Source organism: Sphingobacterium sp. HMA12, from assembly GCF_002933815.1.
Lineage (GTDB): Bacteria > Bacteroidota > Bacteroidia > Sphingobacteriales > Sphingobacteriaceae > Sphingobacterium.
In genome coordinates this window covers 264,022-289,609 of sequence record NZ_BEYR01000001.1, presented here as the reverse complement: position 1 = coordinate 289,609, position 25,588 = coordinate 264,022, and the positions used below count along the sequence as shown (strand labels likewise).

Genomic DNA, 25,588 nt, shown 5'->3' with positions numbered 1-25,588 from the left:
GTTACAAAGTTTTTATTACACGTGCTGTCGCTTCTAAGGTCCGGTCGATATCGTCTTCCGTATGTGCAAAGGAAATACTCCCCTGTTTAATTGCAGCCGGGAAATTAAAAATTCCTTCTTTTATGAGATTTTTGCGGTAGCGGATATCCAGTTCGAAATCGTGATTATCCAAAATATCGTGAAAATTAAGCGGCGCATGATCCATAAAATAAGTACAGAAGGCCGAGCCTTGACGAGCGACAAAAAATGGTACACCTAATTTAGGAAATATTTCCTGATATCCCTGTTCCAAACGTGCGCCCAAACGTTCTACATGCTTATAGACTTGGTGCTCAGGACTAGAAAGTTTTTTCAAAGTTGCAATTGCCGCAGCTGTTGTCAACGGGAAAGCATTGAATGTTCCCGCAATCATGACCCGCTTAGCTTTATCTGGATCAACAAAATAATCCATGTACTTTTTCTTTCCCGCTATTACACCCAAAGGATAACCATTCGCCACTGCCTTTCCAAAGGTGGAAAGATCTGGCTGAACACCACAAATGGATTGATAACCGCCTAAAGCATGTCTAAATCCGGTCTTTACCTCATCAAAGATCAATAGGAACCCTTGCTCATCTGCAAGCTCGCGAAGTCCTTCCAAATATCCTGGTTGCGGTTTAACGATACCGATATTCTGTAAAATAGGTTCCAATAAGATGCAGGCTACTGAATACTTCTGCAGCACGTAGCGAACACTATCCAGATCATTGTAATTGATGACATGCACCAGATCACTGTGGTTTTTGGGAACCCCGGCACTCAATGAATCAAAGGGGTATTCACCTGGACTTTGGTAAGATCCGATATCCAGTTTTTGGCTGATTACATTGCAGGCCACATCATTATGCCAACCATTGTATCCGCCCTGCATGACAATAATATGATCGCGCCCTGTCACGGCACGGGCGATCCGGATAGCATGGTAAGTAGCCTCGGATCCCGTTGTCGTGATCTGCACGCTCTCGGCATTGGGCACCGATGCACAAAACAGTTCCGCAAACTCCCCTTCCAATAAAGTAGGACCTGCTCCCATCAGCACCTGCTCTTCTTGAAGCGTCTTCAATACCGCAGCATTGACATCCGGATCATTATGACCAAGAAAGGAAGCTGCAAATCCAGCCTGATAATCGATATAACTATTTCCGTCGATATCCTCCACATAACTACCTTTTCCCTTAACGAAGCAGATATTGGGATCCGACTTTCTGTTCAACGATACCACACCACCTGGTATCCATTTTGCATTTTCGCGCAGTAATGCGGCTGATCTTTCGTTTTCTTGCATGCTTATTAAAAGTTTTGCTTTTATTATTTTTATAATTGGAGTACTGCCTCGCACCTAATCTGTGATACAGCAATCTTGTATTTAAATACACATCATTTTATGTATACCAAATTACAATATTTTTGTATACATTTAAAATAAATTTTAAAATAATTCAGATGAATGTACTTATTGACGGCCTACACTTTCCGGAAGGCCCCGCCTTTGATCAGCAAGGCGATATATGGCTGGTAGAAAAAGAAGCCGGCAACCTAATCCGCTACAGAGATAACAAGCACGATCGCATACAGGTTGGCGGACATCCCAACGGGATTGCTGTTGCGCCAGACGGAACGATCTGGTTCTGCGACGCATTACAAAACAGCATCCGCAGGTATAACCCTGCCAACAGCAGCTGCGAAACCCGCCTTAATGAATTGAACAACAAAGCATTAAAAATGCCCAACGACTTATGCTTTGACAGCAGCGGAAACCTGTTATTTACCTGTCCGGGAAGCGAATTGACAGATGGAACAGGCTACATCTGCTGCCTACAGACCAATGGCACTGCTCATGCAGTCCATCAGAACATGTACTATCCGAACGGACTAGCCTTTGCCCCCAATAGCAGCAGACTATATGTTGCTGAAACAGGCAGTAAATGGATCTGGAAAATGAACTGGAATGCCTTATCATGCCAAATGGATTCCATTGAAAAATTTGCACTTGCAGGTGGACAGATCGGACCCGATGGGATCGCATTTGATGAGGAAGGCAATTTATTTGTTGCCATATATGGCTCATCGCATATCTTAGTGCTGGATCAAAGCGGTACAGCCACTAAAAAAATTCAAACATCAGGAAAAAACCCAACCAATTGTGCACTAGACCCATCCGGAGTAATTGGATTGATTATTACAGAAGCGGAAAAGGGGCAATTACTACAACTGAATCACACAAAAAAGGGGATATTATAGTCTATATCCCCTTCTCTTTTGTATATTCTAGTAAAACCTTAAACAAGCTCCAAAGCCTCCTGCTCGCCTCGATCGAGATGATGCACCAGCGTCTCATAAGCCCTGTTCCAATCATTCGCTTTTAATGCATCCACAATCGCACGATGCTCTTGCTCGGTATCCAGGTAATCCTCCATCTGCCCAAGAATAGCACCCAATTTCATGTGAAATAAAGGTATATTGCTATTTTTATAAATCGCAATTAACCTGGAATTACAAGTCCCCTCGATAATACGTTCATGAAAGCGTACATCTGCCTCACAAGCTCCACCATAATACCCTTTGCTGACCATATCCGAAAAGTCATTGCAGATCAATTCCAAATCATCAATCAGTTCTTTATTCTTTTTTGAAAACAAAATCTTTAAAGCACCGACTTCAAGCAATTCACGCAGTTCACGGATATCCCGCACATCCTCGACGGTCATCTTTTTCACAAAGCAACCTCCTTTTTCACCAAATTCCACCAGACTCTCTCCCGCCAAACGCATAAAGGCTTCGCGAACAGCCACTCTGCTTACAGCCAGCTTATCGGCCCAGGCACTTTCGACCAACCGCGCCCCGCCAGCGAGCTGACTTGATAAAATCTTCTTGCGGACTTCCAAATACACCTTATTGGCAAGCGAATCCTCTTTCATATTGTATACAATTTTCTACAAAAATAAGAATACAAAATCATTTAAAAAATTTAAACAATATATTCCTTTACTAAAACGCCCCTTCACGGGCACCATACTGTCTCCCCGGTGACAAATAGAATAGCTCTGCCTTAGATTTCCAACTGGTTGTATGATTCCCTTTGAGGATATTTATATTAAAGCTACTATTTTTCGATGGATTTTTCACATTCCAGAAACCATCTTTCAAGCCCACGACAATCACTTCATATTCCTGATCCGCAGGAACAGCGATTTCAACCGTTTTATCGAGATATCGATCAGGTTTGGCAATAACGAGCATGCGATCTGCAATCCGAATCAGGTAATAATCTTCCTTTTCCTCGTAATTCACCTGTAATTTTGCTTCGGCACTTTCCACCATTTGAAAAACCGTCGCGTAACTCACTTGCGCACTTTTAGCTTTTGGACTAACCAAAACCCGCGCCCCGCGCGCCTCCGGCCAGGGCGATTTTACCTGATACTGGTCTCCAAATACAAAAGCCGTGGAATCACCCGCATAAATTTTCACCTCCCGATCGACCACCGCAGGCTTAAACATATCGATATAGGTCGTCCCGCCCATATCCTTAAACTGGTTATTCAAAACAAAGCCTGCTTCATTGATAACTGGTTTATTCAGGGTATTAATCTGCCAGTAGGGTTGAAATTCACTATTATTGGTTTCCAATTCATCCAATAACACAATAGCAGCAGGCACATCTTTCCGTTTCAGATTCAAAAACAGAAAACTCTTTGCATACGACTTTACTTTGGACGAGTAGGCCGCGGTAAGGTCTGCATTAAAGTAACTATAAGCAGGCTGGATAGGATCCGTACCAAATGCAGAAGCCCTGATTTCTCCGGTATGGTACCAGGAGTCACCGAGCACTTCCGCAACAGTACGCGGAAAGCGCTGACTAAACCGCGTCCCACCATCATTAGTTTTGGTCCGGAACAAGAGCGGCTCGGCAGGATCGCGAACCAACAGCATACTGTGCGCAACGGAACGCTTATTAAAATTAAAATCATAAGGTGATCCATAAGAAAGATATAAACCCAGATCACCCACCTGAATACCATGATGATAAATCTGCAAGGCACCGGCATCCGCATGTTGATGATTTCCAAAATGATAACCACCACCTTTTATTTCCGCAACGACCTCCTTACTTGTTTTCTCCTCACTCCATCCAGTCCGAGCAACCATAGACCCCAAAACCGGCCCAAAATCCTTGGTCAATGGCAGCTCTGAGCGATCGTAATCCGCTTTGAGCTTCGGATCATTTAACAACAGAAACAGTACTGGATTGTCAGGCAAACCACCCTGTTTCAAAAACTCAGCTTTGATCATTGCATTTCCCGAGTAAGCGTAACAAAGCAGCATTGTTTGGGGGTTCTTCCAATAAAAATCATCACTGGAATTATACTTCACATTAAACATATCGCCATCACGCAGCATTTTCCCGTCAGGTGTACGCATGTACAACCAATAATAGGGCATATTCTTGATATTATCATCAAATACGGGATAACCCAGCATACGATAATATAACCAGGCAGCATGCATTTCCCAGCCAAAGCGATAACCACCATAATCAACCCCCTGGTTGTGCCGTGGGGACTGATATTCGAACTTACGCATTGGCACAAGCTGCTCCAGAACACTATAAGCAACATATTTATACGGTTCAGGATCTTCATCATATACTGCCAAACTCCAGGACAGCATATCCCGGCAGATTTGTGCTTCATTACCATGACCATTAATAATACTCTCTAGCCCATAAAATGGTGGCCATCCCACTTCCATATCCATGACCAATCGCTTAAAATCCTTCTGCATCTGACTCTTTAAACCGGTATCCATCAGTGGATAACACCAGTCATAGACCAGTGCCCCTGTATAGATTGCCCGTCCCAATTCCCGGGTAATATCACCGTGTGTTACATTCCCAAATTCCAGAACTGACAAATAACGCGAAACCAGATCCACAGCTTCCCTGCCGACTCGTTCATCCTGCGTCATAAGGTAGTAAAAAGCTTTCTGCTCAATAACATGCTCCAGCCCTTCGTTGTAAAATATTTCCTGATTTCCATTAGTCGGAAAGGTATAAGGCGCTAAAGCGGTGACTTTCACCTTAGCCCACGCCGGACCATTCTCTTCAGACAAAAGCCGCTTCCTAACAACAGGCAAACTTTCTTTATTCACCCACAACCTTGGCCTTTCTTGCGGCGGTGTAATTTTAGGCTGATAATGCACAGCCTCTAAAGGTGCCACAGGCGGGACATAGGGCCTGATGCGCAAGCCCTGCAACATTAAATTTGCAGGTAGCCAGATTTTCAATTTTTCCGTTGTATTCAGCAGCTCAAATTTTCCAAGCTCCTGATGCCCACCTTTCAGATTATCATACACAACACGTTTTGTCACCCGTTGTTTCCCCAGTTGAAAATAGGCAACTTTTGTCAGTAAGCCTGTTTCATCTTCTTGTTTTAATCGCTCCAAATCTTGAGGCCGAGCATCTGACTCCAACGCATACCACCCTGCCTGCGGCACCTTAACCGCAACTTCAATATCTGCCACGCGATCAGGGTAACCTGCAATGGGGGCGATTTTCAACACCAGCCCCCGCCCAGCTCCTCCCGTTGGTTTTTCATAAGCGACGGTCTTTCTATTTAAGTCACCCCGACTCAAGTCAACTAGAATCTCTTTTTGCTGCGCACGGGAAACCGACACTAACCCCAATACCATAAACAACGAAAAATATGTTTTCATCACACTCATTACGAATAATACAATACAACTATTTAACCAAGGGACGGAAGTATTTCTACTCCCAACCCGGATTTTGTGTCAACTTTGGATTCACATCCCTTTCCGCCTGCGGAATAGGCCACAGATAATAATGATCCGGAAACCCCCGCTGCCTGATCTGCGTTCCGTTAAAATCTGTCATCCAAACTTTATCCACGACATCTTTTGCGATTTTCCATCGTCGGATATCCGAATACCGCTGCCCCTCACCAGCCAGCTCTACCATGCGTTCGCGACGTATTTTTTCACGCATTAACGCCTTACTCAAGCCAGAAGGCAAATCAGGCATTTTAACTCTCTTACGAACTGCATTCACCGCATCATAGACCGTTTGATCAGGTGCACCCAGGGCCTCATTCTTTGCTTCAGCATACATCAGCAGCACGTCCGCCAGGCGAATCAACGGAAAGTTTTGTGGCATATTATCCTGAAGTGTATAAACAGAACCTGTCTCCACAAATTTCCGCCAGGCGTAGCTGCCGTTTGTCCACACAGGCACATAAGCATTCGGATCGGTACTCGCCACCGGAAACTTGTACAGATAAGACACACCACCACGCCCCACAAAAGTCGACCATGGCACAACAATAGACTGCTGCAAGCGTGGATCACGTTTTTCAAAAAGCTTACGTACCGAAGCCTCATCTTTCCAGTCTTCCACACTATTGGGATTAAAAGGCTGCCCTTTTGCATTGGTATAATTCGCAAAATCAAAGGGCGCTCCATCTTCCATATCAAAAGCATTGACAAGCTGAGGTGTGGGCCTTGTCCTCTGGGATCCTGTCGTCGCACCCCGAGCATTCCCATAATTACGATCGGTCGCTATACCGTTCCCCTGTTCAGCAATATATTGCACATCAAAGATCACTTCACTATTGTTATTTCCGGCAACCCGAAACAAACTATGGAAATCAGCAAGCAACTTGCGGTCACTTTTATCCATCAGCTCCTTAAAATCAGCAGCAGCTTTTGCATATTCCTTTGCCCAAAGATGCGCTTTGCCCCGCATGGCGAGGGCCGCCCATTTGGTCACACGCCCCTTATTTGAAGCATCATATGTATCCGGCAATGTCTCATAGGCTTCGGTCATATCTTTGACTATAAACGCATACACCTCTTTCTCCGTATTGCGGGGCTCATAAGATTCATCCACATTGATCGGGCTGTCATACAAAGGAACTCCCCCGAAATAATCCCATAATTTAAAATAAAAATACCCCCGGAAAAACTTAGCTTCGCCAATACTCCGTTTTTTTATAGCTTCACTCATTGCGATAGCAGGAATATTCTTCAGGGCCGTATTTGCACGATACACTCCTTTAAAAAATATCCCCCAAGAGGTGAGGTAAAAACCCGCATTGGCAGGAAAAACACCCGTTGTCAATCCCGTTGCAAAAGACTGATAGGATATATCGGTAAAATCATCCATCATCCCATAAATCACAATACTATTTGTAAATTCCCTATTGGCATGGTAAAGGGTATTCACCCCCATGACAGCATCTTGCTCAGACTTCCAAAAACTCTCCTCCGAAAGACCGACCAATGAGTTTCGGTCCAAAAAATCACTACAAGAACTTAGTAGCGCTAATGCAAGTGATGCAATTATTATCTTGTTAAATTTCTTAATCATGGCTTTTCGTCTTAAAATGTAACATTTAAACCAACTACCCATTGTTTCATTAAGGGATAAGAGACACTGGCGTTCTCCGGATTATAACCTTTGAACTTTGTGAATGTAAAGTAATTCTCCAGATTAGCGAATACACGTAATCTATCCACTTTAAATTTCGCCGAAGCTTCTTTTGGCAGCGCATAACCCAGCTGTAGCGATTTTATCCTCAAAAACGAGGTATTCTGCAACCAATAATCACTATACACGGTATTTAAAGCACTGCCCGAAGTACGCAGTCGCGGATATTCGGTAGAATGGTTTTCAGGTGTCCAGCGATTTAATATTTCGGCATTCTGCAAGAAACCTTCATTAATGTTGAACGTATTAAAACCGTCGTTACCCCAATATTGCTTCACACCACTAACACCCTGTGCCACGACGTTCAGATCAAAGCCTTTATAACCGGCATTCAGACTCAGTCCGTAAGTTACTTTAGGCAATCCCGAATAATTCTTGACAACCCTATCCTCCTCATTGAACACCTTGTCACCGTTCACATCTTTGTACAACATATCCCCCGGCTTAGGCTCTCCGCCTACATATGTCCCAAAAGTATAACCATCTGCCTTCAATTGATCAATTTCACTTTGATCCTGTATAATTCGATCAAATTCAAGCATAAAGAAACTATTGAAAGGCTTTCCTTCCATCGTAATATAACTTTCGTTGATTGATCTATTGCCATTGAACTTAATCACTTTATTATTCAGGAAGGACAGGTTACCATTTAAACCGTAGGACCAATCTGCACCTATTTTCCCAAAGTATCCAAGCTGAAGATCAACCCCTCTGTTACGCATCTCGGCAACATTTTGCCAAGGCGGTGAAAAGTTACCCATCACCATAGGAATAGGGATCTTCGTCAGGATATCAGATGTATTGCGATCAAAATATTCTGCACTAAAAGTCAACCTATTATTTAATAGAGCAAGATCCAAACCGATATTAGCAATCGTGGTCGTTTCCCACTTTATTTTACTGTTCGCGATTTCCTTTGGCGCCACTCCTTGCTTCAGCTGACCGCCAAATGGATATAAATAGGAACCGTATACGACTTGATAAGTATAATCGCCGATTCTATTATTCCCCAGCTTACCCCATGAACCACGAATTTTAATTTCATCAAATACAGCTTTCAAAGGCTGAGCAAACGCCTCTTCCGTTACACGCCAGCCCGCTGAAAAGGACGGGAAGAACCCCCATCTATTCTCCTTTGCAAATCGGGAAGAACCGTCATAGCGTGCATTTGCTTCAAATAGATATTTCCCCTTAAAATCATAATTCAAACGGCCGAAATAAGACTGGAGGGCATCATCTGTTCCGGAACCATTGATCGCTTCAAGGTTTGCCCCCGCATCCAGAATATAGATCGCATCATCCCCCAATATATCATTCTTTTTTGCATCAAATTTGTCCAGACGGTTATACTGCTGATCAAAACCCAGCAATACCGCCAAATGGTGATTCTCAGCAATTGTTTCACGATACCGCAACAAGGTATTCAACACCGTTGTATAATTACGGATACTACCATTGAACAAACTACTTACGCTTGGCTTTTTTTGATATTCCAATCCAGTCTGTAAATTCCACAAGGAGTAAGGCCGCACATATTCCCAATTCCGATTATTATTGTAATTAAAACCAAAACTACTCTCCCACTCTAGATTTTCCATGAAATTTACTATACTAAAAAACTTAAGACCAAGCCTTTGTCTTTCGTAATCACCCCGAATATTATCTACATAAGCTCTTGGATTAGCACCCTGAGGGAGCCCTCGAAACATCTCCCCTCCATAACGACCGTCCTCATACAGTGGAACAACCCCGGGCGTGGTATTACGAATCGCTCCAAAAAAGCTATTCACATCCAGCGGCTGACGGTTTGACCAGGTACCAAAAACATTTCCGCCCAATGTCAAGAAATTCTTGATTTTCGTATCGGCATTAATCCGAAAATCATATTTTTTATAACCAGAATTATCCACTACCCCCTTATTATCCAGAAAACCCAAGGACATGGCAAAATTTCCTTTTTTTCCACCGCCACGAACAGACAGCGTATGCTCGGTTAAGGGTGCGGTATTCAGCATTTCCTTGTACCAATCTGTATTTGGATACAGCGGATTACCGGCCGCCGACTCCTTTCTCCAGGTATCAATTAATTCAGCACTATATTTTTCTCGCCCTTCTGACTCGTTTACAAGCTCCATATGGGTTGCCATATCGGTTATAAAATCGATATTTTTAGCCACTTGCTGACGCCCGAAGTACCCATTATAAGTTACAGTAAAATCTTCTCCTTTACCGCGCTTGGTGGTTACCAATATAACGCCATTCGCAGCGCGGGAACCATATATGGCAGCCGATGACGCATCCTTCAACACGGATATGCTTTCTACGTCATTGGGATTCACATCATTCAACGCACCGGGCACCCCATCAATGACAACCAAAGGGGAAGCATCATTCATTGTCCCCTTGCCACGAATCAACAGGTCAAATCCTTCTGCACCGGGACTACCGGAGGTCTGCGCGATATTAAGCCCAGAAGCCTTACCGACCAAAGCAGACGCCAAATTCATGTTTGGCCGACTCACCGTTGACTCATCAAATCTAACACTGGAAACAGAACCTGTCAGATTCTCTTTCTTCTGCTTACCATAACCAACTACAACGACTTCATCAAGGGCATTTTCATTCGTTTCAAGCACCAAAGCCTGCACGTCACTCGCCGAGACCACCTTTGTACTAAAACCAATTAGACGAAACTGAATGCGATCCGAAGATGCCCCATTCAATTTAAAACGTCCTTCCTGGTCTGTCACCGTAACAGATGAGTTTTTAAGATTGCGCACCTCCACCCCAGCCAAGGGCTGACCTTTCGCATCGAGCACCTGCCCAACGATCTGCTGTTGAAAATTTGCTGCGTTCCCAGCCGAATTAAGAACGCGTTGAATAGGAATCTTTTCCAGGTGAGGAAAAGACGGAACGGTGGCAAACGCACCCATTGAAATAAAAGGCAGTCCGACCAAAAGACAGTTCCTGTTTATCACATCCCGGATTTTAATCTGTTTTAGTATCATGAATACTCAGGTTAAAGTGGTTAAATAAATGATTTATAAGCTCTTCAGTTTATTGGTATTTAAAAGAAGCGGTATTTCGTAGTCCTGATTTATGATGACTCCGCCTCTATACTTTATCATAGTGAATACAATAATATATATTTTTTGTATACAATTCAATATTTTTTTTATTTTTTTACAAAAAGACCTTTATAATAAATACAGATTAGTATAACTAAACCATCCATTAAATTAATAAATGAGAAGACTAAATTGAATTTAGCAATGTGCTGCCAATATTTTTGTATACAATTTACATTATTTTTTGTATATTTATTTTTAATAAACTAATTTTGACATAACCAGATAAATCAAAAAAATAACCATTGACCGACAATGAAACAACAAATAAACTGCGTTTGGCTATTGCTATTGATATCATTTCTATCTTCCTGTTCTACCCGGGACGAAAAGGAGACAGCCATAATCAACAGCATCCAATTGGAAAATAGCATACTTTCCTTATCCAAAGAAGCCACCGGCCTGCAGGTTCCATGGGATTTACAATACGACCGTGTGAACCAGGCTATTTTATTTTCGGAAATCGGCGGAAGTATCCGAAGGCTGGATATACAAACAAAAACGGTCAGCTTAGTTGACAGCCTAAAAGAGGTCTACCATCAACGTACGCTTGGGCTGTTAGGCATGTTTTTGTATCAGCCTGAACACGAACAGGCCTATCTCTATCTTTCCTATACCAGTAAAAGAGACAGTCTTATTTTTTCAAATTTATACCGCTATGATTACAGTGCCGATGGCAGACTGTCCAACCCAAAGCTCCTTTTGCAGATACCGGGCAATACCGGACACAACGGTTCGCGTGTCATTGTATCTTCTGACAAGAAAGTCTATTGGGCGACAGGCGATGCGGCAAGCGATACCTTTGCACAGGATAGCAGTTCGTTAAACGGAAAGATCCTGCGGTTAAACCTAGATGGTACGATTCCTTCGGATAACCCGATCGCAAACAGTTATGTTTACGCCTGGGGTTTCCGTAATATGCAGGGACTTACCCATAACGACAAAGGGACGATCTACACCTCCGAACATGGGGATGCCATTGAAGATGAGATTAATCTTATCCAGCCCCTTAAAAATTATGGTTGGCCACAAATTGAAGGTATGATTGATACCGAAAAGGAGAAAGCCATAGCCAAGCTAAGTCCTCGAACCGAACCCATAAAAGCGTGGACACCAGTTGTTGCCCCCTCCGGAATGGCTTATTATGGCGCCGCTACCATTCCTGAATGGCAGAACAGCTTGATTTTAGCAACGCTAAAAAACCAGTCCTTACGGATTTTGAAATTATCAGCCGATGGTAAAAAGGTAACAGATGAAAAAATCTTATTTAAAGATCAGCTTGGCCGGCTGCGTTCGGTCCTGGTTTTACCAAATGGCGATATCTATTTCTGTTCCAGCAACCGCGACTGGAATCCGCAAAAAGGATTTCCGAAGCCAGATGACGATGTTATTTATCGGCTTCGGCTTTCAGATAAAGCAGTAGCTCCCATCCTCAAGCCACAAACGGCCAACGCTATCGCGCCGAGTGTAAAAAACGGGCAAACAATATACGATTCCTACTGCGCTTCCTGCCACAAATCTGACGGTAAGGGACTGACAAATACGTTTCCGCCATTAGCACAGTCAGCCACAGTCATTGGTGAGCCTACAACACTGTTAAAGCTACTTTTGCATGGACTGAACGGTCAGTCGATCAATGGGGTCAACTATGAGGGCGCAATGCCAGCATTTTCGTTTCTCAAAGACGAGGAGGTCATCGCAGTTGCAAATTATATTCGAACTCATTTTGGGAATAATGCCTCTAAAATCAACCAACAGAACTTAAACTCATTACGCTAAATTTATGAAACAACAACAGGCCCCCAAACGCTCCTTATTCAAGAACTGGTTATCCATCCTGGGACCGGGTATCATTACTGCGGCGCTGGTTTTCGGCCCAAGTAAAATGACCATTACCTCAAAAATGGGTGCCGATTACGGTTTTTCACTCCTTTGGGTCGTCGTTGTCGCCATCTGTTTTATGACAGTATTCACCAATATGGCGGCACGCATCGGCATCGCCCGTGACGAATCCCTCCTCACCTTAATCCGAAATAAATTCGGAGAGACAACATCCATTGTTATTGGCATCGGTATTTTCCTGGTCGCCACCTGCTTCCAATCGGGCAATGCGACTGGCGTATCTATTTCCATTTCAGAAGCAACAGGAACGAATCCGCAAATTTGGATTATTGTGTTCAATGTGATCGGTATTCTGTTACTCTTCTTTAAATCATTCTACGCATTGCTGGAAAAATTAATGCTGGCATTGATCATCCTTATGCTCTTTGCCTTTCTTTCAACAGCGATTATGATTGAAACACCTGTAGGCGACTTTCTTAAAGGATTTGTACCCAGTATTCCGCCCAGCTCAGTCGGCCTGATCATTGCTTTTACAGCTTCCTGTTTTTCGATTGTGGGTGCTTTCTATCAAAGTTATCTTGTACAATCCAGGCGCAAATTATCTAGCGATCGGCAGACAACCCAAAGGCAGCTCATGGGGAGTCGGATTGGCATCATTATCCTTGGCATTATGAGTGCCGCCGTGATGGTATGTGCCGCGAACACACTCCATCCACAGGGTATCAAACTGAGTTCGGCAGCCGAAATGGGGCGTGCACTGGAGCCGCTTTTGGGAACTTACGCTTCGCACCTCTTTTTCATTGGACTGTTTGGAGCCTCTTTTTCGTCCTTAATTGGAAATGCTGTCCTCGGTGGCTCATTACTCGGTGATACCTTTGGTTATGGCAATAACCTGAACCACCCGAAAGTCAAGCTGTTCATTTCCCTGGTTATGATTTTTGGTTCTGCCATTGCGCTTATCTTCGGAAATCTACCTTTAGAACTGATTGTTTTTGCGCAAAGCATCACCATTTTCCTTGTTCCTTTTATCGGTATAATCCTATTTCTTATCGCCAACGACAAGGAGATCATGGGCGATCTCCGAAACAAACCATTGACGAAATTTTGGGCCATCCTGGGACTTGTATTGCTCATCGCCCTCGCTATCAGTAATTTTTACAATTTAATCAAATAAACCAGCTATGGATAACAACACTTTAGCAGCATTAGAGCAACAGATACTCGCACCATCGGCGGAGCTCATTGAAGACATAAAAAAAATCGAGGGAGATATCCTATTCTTAGGAATTGGCGGAAAAATGGGACCAAGCATGACTAGATTAGCTATTCAGGCCATTGAAGCTGCCGGAATCGAAAAAAAGGTCATTGGCGTATCACGCTTTTCAACAAAAGAGCTACAGCAGGAATTGGAAGATATCGGTATCTCAACCATTGCCTGTGACCTATTGGATCCCAATCAGCTCAAACAGCTTCCGCAGGTTCCCAATGTTATTTACCTGGCCGGGCATAAATTCGGGACAACCGGAAATGAGGACTTCACCTGGGCGATGAACACCTACCTCCCTGGGATGGTTGCCTCCCATTTCGAAAAATCCAATATTGTCGCCTTCTCATCAGGTAATGTACTTCCTTTTGTTCCCATCAATCGTGCCGGTGTATCTGAAGAAACCACGCCGGAACCCCTAGGTGAATATGCCCAATCCTGCTTGGGCCGAGAGCGCATTTTCGAATATTTTGCCAAGAAAAACCATACGCCGACCCTGATCTATCGGCTAAACTACGCTGTCGATTTTCGCTATGGTGTGTTGGTTGAAATAGCAAAGGCTGTCAAGGAGCAATTACCCATAGACCTGACCACCGAAAACGTCAATGTAATCTGGCAAGGGGACGCGAATGAAATCGCTTTAAGATCCTTATTGCACTGCCAGACACCTGCCAAAATACTAAATGTAACCGGCCCTGAAATTTTATCTATTCGTTGGATCGCCGAGCGATTTGCCGAACATTTCAACAGCACACCAATATTTATAAACCAAGCTGCAGGAACCGCCCTGCTCAACAATGCTTCTGAATGCCATCGTTTATTTGGTTATCCTAAAACGACCATTCGGGAAGCCATTGCTATTACAGCACATTGGTTAATGAACGGCGGTGAACTCTGGAACAAAGACACTCATTTTCAAGAAAGAAAAGGGAAATTTTAAGGAAAAAAAATTATTCCAATGAAAAAATTAGACGCTAATTTACAACAACATCTCTGGGCTGGAACTGTCATCCCCGCCCATCCCCTTGCTCTTCATGAGGACCGTAGTATAGATGAGGAGTCTCAACGTCTTTTGACAAAATATTATATCGCAAGTGGAGCCGGAGGAATTGCCGTCGCCGTACATTCTACCCAGTTCGAAATTCGTGATCCAAAAATCAATCTATTCGAAACAGTTTTAAAATGGGCCAGCGAAGAGGTGGACAAGGCGCAACTTCAACGGCCCTTCCTTAAGATTGCAGGCATCTGCGGGCCTACCGAGCAAGCCATTCAGGAAGCAAGCACAGCGCTTAAATATGGTTATGATATAGGCTTATTAAGTATGGGTGGGCTCAACGGCTGGACAGAAAAGGCTATACTCGATCGGGTGCGTGCGATCGCCGCTATCATTCCGGTATTTGGATTCTATCTCCAACCCTCGGTGGGTGGGCGTATTTTTTCCTATTCCTTTTGGCAGGAATTTGTTGCGATAGAAAATGTTGTTGCCATCAAATGTGCTTCTTTCAATCGTTACCAAACACTGGATGTTATGCGTGCGCTCGCAAATTCAAATCGTAGCGACCAAATCGCCATGTATACGGGCAATGATGACAATATCGTCAATGACTTAATGACCACTTATCAATTTCCAGTGAACGGGAAGATCGTAGCTATAGATTTTAAGGGGGGCTTACTAGGGCATTGGGCCGTGTGGACGCAAAAAGCAGTCACGCTTCTGGAAGAAATTAAGACTTACAAGCGCCATCCTGATAATCAGACAGCAAATCACCTTTTAAGCAAAGCCATTGCTATAACCGACAGTAATGCTGCATTTTTTGATCCAGCAAATGCATTTCATGGCTGTATACCGGGCCTCCATGAAGTCCTCACACGCCAGGGCTTGATGAAGGGTATTTGGTGTATCAATCCAAACGAGCAACTATCGCCTGGGCAAAAAGAAGAAATTGACCGTGTGTACAGCGATTATCCAGAACTAAACGATGATGCTTTTGTACTGCACTTCCTAAATTCCAGATAATACCGATAGCGTGGTCTGAAAATATTTTCAGGATCTTGGTTCAGCCATATTTCTACAACAATGTTGAGTCATTTTAGAGTCAACATTGTTGTTATTGACTTCCCAGGGCAGGACTGTTTGATTTTCACAACAATTTGTTTGAATTCTATATATTTTGTTTCCATCAATGGAATTATTTTTGTCGACAAATTATCAAGATGGAAAAAAACGCTAAACCCCGCCAATCTTTTATTCCGACGATACTGGCTTTTGCACTAGTTCCCATAACAGGACTTGCTACTGACATCTATCTCCCTTCGATGCCACAAATGGCTTTGGAACTCGGTCTCAGTGAGAGTCGCATCCAGTTAACGCTTTCATTGTTTTTGATCAGCTATGGTATCGCACAATTCTTCACCGGCGCGCTTGTCGATGCATGGGGAAGATATAAAATTAACCTAATTTCACTGTTTCTCTTCATCCTTAGTTTTTGGATAACGGCAACCACCCATGATATCTGGGTTATTTACGGTATGCGTATTCTCCAGGGAATTCTGTCTGCGTTCGTTGTGATTTCCAAACGGGCGTACTTTGTGGATGTGTATGAAGGTGAACAGCGCAAACATTACCTCAGCATCATGACTATCGTCTGGTCTATCGGACCTATTATTGCTCCTTTTATTGGTGGATACCTGCAAACACAGTTTGGATGGCGTTCTAACTTTATAGTTCTAGCCGTGTATAGCGCCATCCTTTTTGTGCTGGAGTTGATCTTCTCCGGAGAGACGATTAGACAAAGAAAACCATTGCATATCAGCTATCTTATCGGCGAATTCAAAATGATGTTAAAGACCAACGACTTTACCTTTGGGGTATTGATGTGTGGAATATCTTATGGACTTGTTATGTTTTATAATCTTAGTGGCCCGTTTTTCATCGAGCACCAATTGGGTTACGGGGCAATCACCACAGGCTACACATCACTTATCATGGGATTGGCCTGGATGTGTGGGGGCTTTATTGGAAAAGCATTGATCAAAAAAGCCCTTCTCCCCAAATTGCGAATTGCGAATTTTATTCAGATCATCTTGGTATTAGTCATGATTGTGGTCTCTCCTTATATAGCAAATTTATATACGTTGACATTTTTCGCGTTTGCCATCCATTGCACGGCCGGATTTATATTTAACAACTATTTCAGTTATTGTCTGGGCAGATTTCCCTTGTCCGCAGGGATTGCAGGCGGATTAGTCGGTGGAATTACCTACCTGGTCACATCCTCCTTAAGTTATGGCACTGTCAGCTTGGTCAACCCGTCGTCTCAGCTTGAAATCGGACTGGGCTATGCCTTATTTGCAGTATTGGGTTTGCTTACGCTTCTTTTCATTAGCAAACTAGCTAAAACGAATAGGCTGTAAAATAAACAAATAAAACAACATTGTAGATTTTAAGCTACACATTCCGATATGGGTGCTATTTTATTTTTGGAATAAGTTTAAAACAGCTACCTTTGTATCATCATAATTTAGGTTTATAATTGGTTATTAAAGGTTTTCATTCTCCCCGTTTGAAAACCTTTTTTTATGCAATACAATTCTCCTTAATTTTCTTTCACACTAAATTTCTCGATGTAGGTACGTGGACTTTCTTTATAGAATTTCTTAAAGGTCTTACTAAAGTATTTTGGATCATTGAAACCGACTTGATAGGCAACTTCGCTAATACTCAGTTCGCTGTTGTGTACTAATATGTGTGCTGCTTTTTTTAGACGTACCATATTGATAAATTCGACCAGATTCAGGCCAGTTTGCTGTTTTATTTTGCGGTATAAAACGGATCGGCTCACCCCTATTGCCTTTGTCAATTCCTGTACGCCGAAGTCTTCACAGCCCAGATTTTCCTCCACGATACCCAATACCTGATCCAAAAAACGCGTTCTTTCCGTTGTCTCTGTTCCCTGGCCTCCCAGCAGATAATTTTGCACAAACTTTTCTTCCAAACGTTTTCTTGTCTGTATAATGTTGGCTATTTTCTGAATTAGGTGCGGCATACTGAATGGTTTGGTAATATAATCGTCGGTACCAACTTCAAAGGCTTCAGTAATATAAGGATCGGCCGTTCGGGCAGTCAATAAAATAACAGGGATGTGGTTTGTGCTATTATCGTTTTTTATTTGCTGCAATAATGTTATCCCATCGCAATTGGGCATCGTTACGTCAGAGATAATAATGTCAGGCTGCCGCGTATGAACTAATGCCAGCGCCTCATTTCCGTCATTGGCCTCTAAAACCAAATATTTCTTGCGTAAATTTTCAGAAAGGAAACATCTGAGCTCCACATTATCTTCAGCAACTAGTATAATCGGTTTTTCATCCGCTATGCGCTCCGCTTCAACTTCGTTTTTTTCATCATCATCCACCGGTTGATCCGTGTGTTCGGCCACATCGGATTCAGGCATATCCGTTAAAAGATCCATGGTACCTGAGGCATCCATACCCAAATTCTGCTGAGGCAGACTAATCCGGAAAACAGTATTGTACGCCAAAGCTTCTTTTGCCATATTACTCGCTACGGTTAACAAACCGCCATGCAACTGAATAATGGATCGTGACAATGCAAGTCCAATGCCACTGCTGGTAGCGACGAATCCCTCGCTATTTGCCTGGTAAAACTGCTCAAATACATGGGGAATATCTTTTGCCGGAATCCCTCTGCCGGAATCCCATACGGAAACAATTAATCTGGCATCACCTCCAACGTCCTGCAATTCGGTTTGTACTTTTATCCGTCCCCCCTTATCTGTAAATTTAAAGGCATTGTAGATTAGATTGACAAGTACTTTTTCAAACTGCTCAGGATCCAGTGTTGTCCTGTAATCGATGGGGATATTATTTTCGAGAAAAAACTGGATATTATTCTTTTCTGCGATAAAATGGAAGTTTAGTAAAACATTTTTAAGGTATTCGGCGACCAGAACTTTCTGATAGTTCAGTTTCATTTTTCCACCTTCCTGTTTTCGAAAATCAAGCAGCTGATTAACTAAATTCATTAATCGGTCAGCATTTCGTGTGGCATATCCCAAATGTTCCTTTGCATATTCCGATAGAGACTGATCCGTCTTCAACTGATTCAATGGACCTATAATCAACGACAAAGGTGTACGGAATTCATGTGAGATATTTGTAAAGAAATTCAGTTTAGCTTCATGCAATTCCTCTTGCTTTTCTGAAGCGAGCTTCCGAATCAAAAGGTCACGTTTTAAGTTATTTCGACCATGAAAAAAACGAATAATCAAAAATACAACAAAGCCTAAAATCAAAAAATAACCGGTATAAGCCCACCATGTTTTCCATGGTGCAGGGAGAATCCTTATTTTTAACATCCGTGGCTTTTCATTCCAAATACCATCGTTATTAGATCCTTTTATCCAGAGTTCATAATTGCCCGGATCTAAATTCGTGTAGGTCGCTACCGGGTTTGTTACGTAGTTCCACTCCTGATCAAAACCTTTTAAATAATAAGCATATTGGTTTTTTTCGGGATGAACATAGTTCAACACACTGAATTCTAAGCTAAATACATTCTGATTATGATCCAGCACCAATTCATCCATCATGGAAATATCCTTGGCAATTATGCCATCCACGTCAGGCCTGACAGAGCGGTTAAACAGTTTGAGATCGGTAAACTGTATCGGCGGAACATAACTATTTACACTCAGGCTATCGGGATTGAACAGCGTAAAACCTGAGAAACTACCGAAAGCGAATTTTCCATCGCGCAGTATTGTGGCTGCATTTTGAATATACTCATTCCCCGGCAAGCCATCCACTTTTGTATAACTTCTAACGCTTCCCACCTGCGGGTCGAAACAGGTAATCCCAGTGTTGGTGCTCAACCATAATTTGTTTTTAAGATCGCTCAAAATACCAAAAACATTGTTTATCGGCAGACCATTCTGTTCATTGAAACGCTTAAAGGCTTTCTTTTCGGGTAGATACCGATTTAAACCACCCATATAGGTTCCGATCCAGATCTGCCCTTTTCTATCTTCGTGAATGCTGATAATATCGTTGCCACTAATCGAAAGGGAATCATTTTTGTGGTTAAAAAAAGAGACAAATTTATCCGTTCCAGCTATTTTAAGATTTAGTCCATTGGAAGTCCCGATCCATAGGTTACCTTTGGAATCCTCCAACAGTGCTCTAACCATGTTCGAACTTAACTGTTTGCCAGCCACATCGAACGTCTGAAAATAGCCCGGCTTCTGATGCTTCCTGAGGACCTGCAAACCACCGCCAAATGTGCCGATCCAAATATCTCCCTGACGATCTTCCAGTAGTGCATACACGTTATTGTTTGCCAGTCCATTGATGACATTTGGATCAAAACGAAAATGTTCGTAAACCTGTTGTCCTTTACGTCTCAAATTTAATCCACCATCATAAGTGCCAACCCACAAATTTCCCTCCCGATCGTGACAGATCGATTTCACATTATTATGGCTTAAGCTTCCAGTATTATTTTTATCGTGCCTTTCATTAAAAAAGGAACCATTATATCGGTTAAAATAGTTCAATCCACCACCCTCTGTCCCAATGACTAGCTCTCCATTCGGATTTTCCAAAAAGGCGCTGACAACATTATAGCTTAAGCTATTTCGTCGGGACTGATGCGTAAAATTCTGAAAATTCGGGATATCCTTATCATAGATATTGATTCCGCCAAAATAAGTACCGATCCAGATGGATCCTCTTTTATCCTGAAAAATTGGCCGAATAGAGTTGTTACTTAGACTATTGGGATTATTGTCGTCGGCCTGTATAAATAATAGCTTTCCATTTTGATACAGATAGAGACCATTGAATGTTCCAATCCAGATGCTTCCATCATCAGCCTTCTTAAGCGAACGCACATCCTGATTAGCTAAATTTGCGGTCTGGCTATCGAGACCAATCAGGGAAGATACTTCGCCCGTATTTTCATTAATTATTTTTATTCCATTATATTTCGTTCCCACCCAAAAAACTCCGGGAGAAAATTCCAGTACAGCCTGAAATCGTTGATTTACTTTATTAATCAATCCTTTCTGATTAAAATAGGTGCGTAACACTTTCAATCTATTCCCGTCCCTAGAAGCTGATTGCATGAGTACAATTGCATCATCTGTGCATAACCATAATCTTTTCTTCCCGTCTTCGTAGATTGTTCTAAAATTTCTAAAATACGAACGTCCATTGCTCCCTTCTACTGTAACCTCATTAAAAACAAGCTCTGCCTCCAAATGAGTACCTTCTTTTATCCGGTATAATCCAACATTTGTTGCGACCCAAATTACGTCTTTAGAATCTTGGAAAATCTGATGCACATTTACCTCTATCTTCCCACTGTTGCTCTCTACTACGGGCAAAGAGATGCGCGTAAAATTATCTGCATCACGATTGTATAGGTTAAGACCACCTGTTGTACCTACCCAAAGCCGTTTTTTCTTATCTTCAGTGATCGCCTGTATAAAATTATGCTCTAAAGAAAGACTATCCTGAGGATTGCTTCTATAAATTGTAAACTTCCGGCCATCATATTTATTCAATCCGTCGCGGGTACCGATCCACATAAATCCCAAGTGGTCCTGCTCAATAGCAAAAACACTACCTTGCGATAAGCCTTCATTTACATCCAGATGTAAAAAACGATAGTTCTTTTCCTGTGCACGAGAAATAGAAAAGGTAATCAGTAAACTAAAAACCCAGAGTATACAAATACGCAATGGCATCATAAGGAATATAATTGAAATGGATAGGCTAAAAATAATCATTCCATTCTATAAAACACCAATAGTTATTTATTTAACCTATCATTTAATTGTTGCTCATAAAGCGACTCAATTCGCATTTTTTGGTTTTGATTTTCCCATAAACCAACGGGTCTATCTTTAAATCTTCCGGGGATTTTTTCACCGCTTACCCCTATTGCAAAATTTTGTCCTGATGCCCAAGGTCGCTGTATCGCCGCTCCCCGGACTTTACAATTCCACAGTACCTGTGTCACTCCGGCCCAACCGTGTCCACTTCCCCAGTTACCCCGATCCTGAACATTAATCTCGCCATCAGTTGTAATCTGATCGTACAAGGTACCTACAGCCCAACGATGATGTGGACCAATATCCGCGTGTGTATTCGTTGCATCGGACATACTAAATACATTTGGTCCCAATGTTCTCGCTCCCGTGACGTAATCATGCCTTCCTTCTGTGGTATATAATCGCGTAAACAGATTGAGCTGTCCATTGTTATTGAAAGAGTACCGACGCCCCCCTGTAATTTGAGATTTAGCATCAAGACATTTTGACCTGATGACTGTTGTCTGTTTTGCTAAGGTTCCCAAGCTTACTGCCGCGTAACCGAAATAGCGTGCTGTAATGTTGCGTACCCAAGCATTTTCAACTTTATCAAGCTCAATGGCTATCCAGCCATGGTTTTCGTCTGTTTCATTGACAAATTCCGATTCAAAACGTAAATTTTCAACCCCTACTTCCTGAATACGTCCCGGAAACTTAAAAGGCACGACCGATACCTTACCAAACTGAGGATCTATGGCCATAACGACCGGATTATCCAAAAACAGTGTATCCCCGCTAACGGCTGCGATAACACGTTCAAATTTCAATTTATATTCTTTGGTTGTCCATTGTTTTGTTCCTTCCCTTGCTATAATTTGATCCATTTTAACTGCTTTAATCCATGCCGCATTGAGTTCATAAGAAAGAAGTACTGATGCCCCTTTCTGAAAATTGTGACTATCGTCCACAACGACATACTTACTTCCGACTGGGATATATATTGACTGAACCACATGTCCTTCAGCCTGATCTTCGACATAGTTACCGTCACCTGAAATTTTCAATAGGCTACGCTGTTGCTTTCCCGTGGCACGCAATAACGTTTCACCTTCCGCATCCCCTTCTCCTCTCAATACGATACCACTCGATTTGATCAGTAAACTTCCAGGTATATTGTAAGTTCCTTTTTTCAGCATTATCGCACCTCTATATCCATCTTTACCGAGGGGTTGTCTTGCTATTTTATCAATAGCACCTTGTATCATCTGTTGATCAGTTCCATCTGCTGTAGGCTGCAATGTGATAATGCTAGCCACCGTGGGAAGCGGTCGATCCCCCTGGTGATAGCCAACCCGACTGAAATCGGGGATGATATCCCTCTTATTATCTGGAAAATAGATCAGTTTTCCCTTGGGATCTTTTCGAACCAAGCTTGACTGTAACAATCCCGAACGCAAGTTTTCCTCCCGAAGTAGGGCTTCCAAGAAATAATAATCAGCATAACTTAATGGCTTATCCACTTCGGAATTGGAAGGTTTTGATCCCGTGCTGTGCAGTAATATAAAGCCTTTATTTTTATTTGGAGGAGACATGTAGTTGTCAATCAGATTAGACATTATTGTCTGCGCTTTGCTCCAATAGTCTTTTCCCTGATCGCTGAATGTACTCAATTCCAATAGTCCCGATGCAATGACAGCGGCGGCTGAAACATCCCTGGGTTCATTTGGAATATGAGGTGCATCAAAATCCCAATACGGAATCAAATCTTTAGGCATGCGTGGATGGGCAAAAAGCCAATGCGCGACCTTCTCCGCTTGCTGCAGGTATTTTGGATCACCGGTCTCACGATAGCACATGGTATAACCATAGAGTGCCCAGGCTTCTCCCCGCGCCCATGTGGACTCATCGCTAACCCCCTGATGCGTATTTTTATGCTGTACTTCACCTGTTGCAGGATTATAGTCAATAACATGATAAGTGCTATAATCCGATCTAAAATGGTTTTTCATTGTCGTATTTGCATGACTTACAGCGATATGATAATAGCTAGAATCCCCGGTCAATCTGGTTGCCTCAAAAAGCAATTCCAAATTGAGCATATTATCAATAATGACCGGAAAATCCCAACGGTGGCTATTATGATCCCAGGAACGGATACATCCGACCTTTGCGTTAAATCGTGTTGCCAAAGTTTTAGCGGACTGGATGATAACATCCCGATAATGTGTATTGGCGGTAAGGCGATAACCGTTGCCAACACTACAAAAGATTTTAAAGCCCATATCATGAGTCTTCGCGTTATATTGTTCGTCTTCTATTGAGCTTGTCAACTCGCCCGCCAGTTCTTTCCAATTTTGTTTTCCAGATTTCTCGTATAAATACCATAAAACACCGGGGTAAAAACCACTTGTCCAATCGCCTCGTTTAACAGCAACCAGCTCGTTATTTTCGGAAAGCGTACGTGGCGATGTTAGTGTAGAATCACCTTTTTTTAGCGACTGAAGTTCCTTATAGAGCAGTTGCGACTGTCGCTCAGCAAGATCCCAGGCCTTTTTCAATTGCCTTGCGTTCTGCGCTTTTGTTTCCTGAATGCCACAAAGGATAGTTGCCAAGCCCAATATCGAAATAATACATCTTCTTTTTCCGATAAAACGATTCGAAATATCTACATATTTTGTTAGCAGCGTATTCATATTGAACATCATATTAGATTTAGGTTTGTTTAAGTAAAAGGTTAATTGGTAAGATTTATAACCAGAATAAAATTGTTATCCTTACATTACAACCATATTAAAGGATTACGGATAGGCAAGTTGCGAATGACCTCCTCCTCCTTGGGGTTATGATCCAGCTTAGCCCAAAGTTGCAAATAGCTGTTGTCTTGGTAAGCATTTGCAGCAAACACAAGGGCAGGTTGAGCGATAGGCCATTGTTCCCAGTACATCACATCTTTTTGATAAGGCCATTTGTTCTTATCACTGATATAAGGTATCATAAAATCCACTCCCTTTCTGACCATCCGTCCGTCGGGTAAAATATGTTGCCATAGCGGTTTATTTGCTGTAGACAGGATGTGGCAAATCATGGTCATCGCATCTAGATTAAAGAGCGAATAGCCAAAAGGCTTGGTCCGTTGAAGCTCACGTGGAAAACTGCCATCTTTTTCCATCTGGTTAGGTAATAAAATTTGCCGGTAGCGTTCAGCGCACATGCTGAGCAAAGCCGTATCTTGCACTAGACTCGCAAAGGATGCGACCTGCATCACCCAACATGTACCATGATTATTTGCCGCATTCATTTCATCTTTACCATATTGGTGTTCAGTCAACCAGCGCAGATATGTTGCAAACCAACGATGTATGGCATCTTTGGTCGACTGTGGAAAGTTTGGATCATTTTCGAGCACTTTGACGCCCTGCGCCACTTCCATTAAATGAATGGTATCAATAATGCCAATACCGCGACCTGTAAATCGTCCTTGTACAGCTTGGGCATACAGTAGATTGGGATTCATCATCGTCTCGGAATCGACAAACCAGGCGTTTAAATGAGCCAATGCCTGCTGCACATATTTTTTATCGGGATTCAAACGATAGGCCGAAGCTAGGGCGCCGATAATTCGGCTAAAACGGATCATGGCTTTCCGATGGGCAACAAAATTGGCTGGATTGCTCATACCATCCCGTTGGACATAGGGGGCACCCGCATCCATTGGATCTGGCCACCAATAGTCGCCTTCCGAGTAAAAGTCATGAATACCACCGCTACTTCGAACTGCAGGGTAAGCCGTCACGGTCAAGGGCTTTTGCTTCAGTGCCCATTTTGATTGCTTTTTTATAATAGGACGCAAAACCGTCATGATTTTACCCTTGAAAGATGCATTGGGTTCATTCGCCCCAGCGAACAGGGGGAGCAGCACAATCCCAATACATGTGCAAGCTAGTCTGAAGATTGATTTTAAATTCATTTCCTTAGA

The 25,588-nt window shown here is 42.6% G+C and carries 14 protein-coding genes; 6 read left to right on the top strand and 8 right to left on the bottom strand.

Annotated elements, in window-relative coordinates; genetic code table 11:
• Nucleotide 1: 1 nt before the first annotated feature.
• Nucleotides 2–1,324, bottom strand: coding sequence for an aspartate aminotransferase family protein (locus HMAT_RS01120; RefSeq protein ID WP_104380985.1), 1,323 nt, complete (start codon nucleotides 1,322–1,324; stop codon nucleotides 2–4).
• Nucleotides 1,325–1,482: 158 nt separating this feature from the next.
• Between HMAT_RS01120 and HMAT_RS01115 the strand changes: the two genes are divergently transcribed.
• Nucleotides 1,483–2,280, top strand: a complete 798-nt coding sequence (locus HMAT_RS01115) for an SMP-30/gluconolactonase/LRE family protein (protein WP_104380984.1) — start codon at nucleotides 1,483–1,485, stop codon at nucleotides 2,278–2,280.
• A 38-nt stretch (nucleotides 2,281–2,318) separates the two neighbouring features.
• Here HMAT_RS01115 and HMAT_RS01110 read toward each other — a convergent pair whose 3' ends face one another.
• From HMAT_RS01110 to HMAT_RS01095, 4 genes are all read right to left on the bottom strand, one after another.
• On the bottom strand, nucleotides 2,319–2,957 hold the full coding sequence (locus HMAT_RS01110; protein WP_104380983.1) for a GntR family transcriptional regulator: 639 nt from the start codon (nucleotides 2,955–2,957) through the stop codon (nucleotides 2,319–2,321).
• A 70-nt stretch (nucleotides 2,958–3,027) separates the two neighbouring features.
• A complete protein-coding gene (locus HMAT_RS01105) occupies nucleotides 3,028–5,751 on the bottom strand; it encodes a hypothetical protein (protein WP_104380982.1) in 2,724 nt (907 codons plus the stop codon).
• A 55-nt stretch (nucleotides 5,752–5,806) separates the two neighbouring features.
• Complete coding sequence (locus HMAT_RS01100) at nucleotides 5,807–7,423, bottom strand: RagB/SusD family nutrient uptake outer membrane protein (protein WP_158655551.1); 1,617 nt, start codon at nucleotides 7,421–7,423, stop codon at nucleotides 5,807–5,809.
• Between the two features lie 11 nt (nucleotides 7,424–7,434).
• Nucleotides 7,435–10,551, bottom strand: coding sequence for a TonB-dependent receptor (locus HMAT_RS01095; protein WP_104380980.1), 3,117 nt, complete (start codon nucleotides 10,549–10,551; stop codon nucleotides 7,435–7,437).
• A 375-nt stretch (nucleotides 10,552–10,926) separates the two neighbouring features.
• Here HMAT_RS01095 and HMAT_RS01090 point away from each other — a divergent pair, with 375 nt between their 5' ends.
• The 5 genes from HMAT_RS01090 (at nucleotide 10,927) to HMAT_RS01070 (ending at nucleotide 17,191) form a co-directional block, all read left to right on the top strand.
• The gene (locus HMAT_RS01090; protein ID WP_104380979.1) at nucleotides 10,927–12,450 is read left to right on the top strand and encodes a PQQ-dependent sugar dehydrogenase; all 1,524 of its coding nucleotides are present in this window, start codon (nucleotides 10,927–10,929) and stop codon (nucleotides 12,448–12,450) included.
• A 4-nt stretch (nucleotides 12,451–12,454) separates the two neighbouring features.
• Entirely contained in the window at nucleotides 12,455–13,687 is a 1,233-nt protein-coding gene (locus HMAT_RS01085; RefSeq protein ID WP_104380978.1) for an Nramp family divalent metal transporter, read from the top strand.
• A 7-nt stretch (nucleotides 13,688–13,694) separates the two neighbouring features.
• The gene (locus HMAT_RS01080; RefSeq protein WP_104380977.1) at nucleotides 13,695–14,717 is read left to right on the top strand and encodes an NAD(P)-dependent oxidoreductase; all 1,023 of its coding nucleotides are present in this window, start codon (nucleotides 13,695–13,697) and stop codon (nucleotides 14,715–14,717) included.
• Nucleotides 14,718–14,735: 18 nt separating this feature from the next.
• Nucleotides 14,736–15,794 carry a dihydrodipicolinate synthase family protein gene (locus tag HMAT_RS01075; RefSeq protein WP_104380976.1) on the top strand — a complete coding sequence of 353 codons (1,059 nt, stop codon included), beginning with the start codon at nucleotides 14,736–14,738 and terminating at the stop codon, nucleotides 15,792–15,794.
• A 197-nt stretch (nucleotides 15,795–15,991) separates the two neighbouring features.
• Nucleotides 15,992–17,191 (top strand): MFS transporter, encoded by a 1,200-nt coding sequence (locus HMAT_RS01070; RefSeq protein WP_104380975.1) that lies wholly within the window; start codon nucleotides 15,992–15,994, stop codon nucleotides 17,189–17,191.
• 182 nt (nucleotides 17,192–17,373) lie between these two features.
• On the opposite strand, the gene HMAT_RS01065 is transcribed toward HMAT_RS01070, so the two are convergent.
• The 3 genes from HMAT_RS01065 to HMAT_RS01055 all read right to left on the bottom strand — a co-directional run bounded on the left by HMAT_RS01065 (nucleotide 17,374) and on the right by HMAT_RS01055 (nucleotide 25,579).
• On the bottom strand, nucleotides 17,374–21,549 hold the full coding sequence (locus tag HMAT_RS01065; RefSeq protein WP_158655550.1) for a two-component regulator propeller domain-containing protein: 4,176 nt from the start codon (nucleotides 21,547–21,549) through the stop codon (nucleotides 17,374–17,376).
• Between the two features lie 62 nt (nucleotides 21,550–21,611).
• Complete coding sequence (locus tag HMAT_RS27635) at nucleotides 21,612–24,305, bottom strand: glycoside hydrolase family 88 protein (protein ID WP_104383243.1); 2,694 nt, start codon at nucleotides 24,303–24,305, stop codon at nucleotides 21,612–21,614.
• Between the two features lie 86 nt (nucleotides 24,306–24,391).
• Entirely contained in the window at nucleotides 24,392–25,579 is a 1,188-nt protein-coding gene (locus tag HMAT_RS01055; RefSeq protein ID WP_104380973.1) for an alginate lyase family protein, read from the bottom strand.
• Nucleotides 25,580–25,588 lie beyond the last annotated feature (9 nt).

Bases quoted from the DNA above. Each gene is read 5' to 3' on its own strand.
- HMAT_RS01120 (WP_104380985.1), bottom strand. From the start codon at position 1,324: ATGCAAGAAAACGAAAGATCAGCCGCATTACTGCGCGAAAATGCAAAA.
- HMAT_RS01115 (WP_104380984.1), top strand. From the start codon at position 1,483: ATGAATGTACTTATTGACGGCCTACACTTTCCGGAAGGCCCCGCCTTT.
- HMAT_RS01110 (WP_104380983.1), bottom strand. From the start codon at position 2,957: ATGAAAGAGGATTCGCTTGCCAATAAGGTGTATTTGGAAGTCCGCAAG.
- HMAT_RS01105 (WP_104380982.1), bottom strand. From the start codon at position 5,751: ATGAAAACATATTTTTCGTTGTTTATGGTATTGGGGTTAGTGTCGGTT.
- HMAT_RS01100 (WP_158655551.1), bottom strand. From the start codon at position 7,423: ATGATTAAGAAATTTAACAAGATAATAATTGCATCACTTGCATTAGCG.
- HMAT_RS01095 (WP_104380980.1), bottom strand. From the start codon at position 10,551: ATGATACTAAAACAGATTAAAATCCGGGATGTGATAAACAGGAACTGT.
- HMAT_RS01090 (WP_104380979.1), top strand. From the start codon at position 10,927: ATGAAACAACAAATAAACTGCGTTTGGCTATTGCTATTGATATCATTT.
- HMAT_RS01085 (WP_104380978.1), top strand. From the start codon at position 12,455: ATGAAACAACAACAGGCCCCCAAACGCTCCTTATTCAAGAACTGGTTA.
- HMAT_RS01080 (WP_104380977.1), top strand. From the start codon at position 13,695: ATGGATAACAACACTTTAGCAGCATTAGAGCAACAGATACTCGCACCA.
- HMAT_RS01075 (WP_104380976.1), top strand. From the start codon at position 14,736: ATGAAAAAATTAGACGCTAATTTACAACAACATCTCTGGGCTGGAACT.
- HMAT_RS01070 (WP_104380975.1), top strand. From the start codon at position 15,992: ATGGAAAAAAACGCTAAACCCCGCCAATCTTTTATTCCGACGATACTG.
- HMAT_RS01065 (WP_158655550.1), bottom strand. From the start codon at position 21,549: ATGATGCCATTGCGTATTTGTATACTCTGGGTTTTTAGTTTACTGATT.
- HMAT_RS27635 (WP_104383243.1), bottom strand. From the start codon at position 24,305: ATGAATACGCTGCTAACAAAATATGTAGATATTTCGAATCGTTTTATC.
- HMAT_RS01055 (WP_104380973.1), bottom strand. From the start codon at position 25,579: ATGAATTTAAAATCAATCTTCAGACTAGCTTGCACATGTATTGGGATT.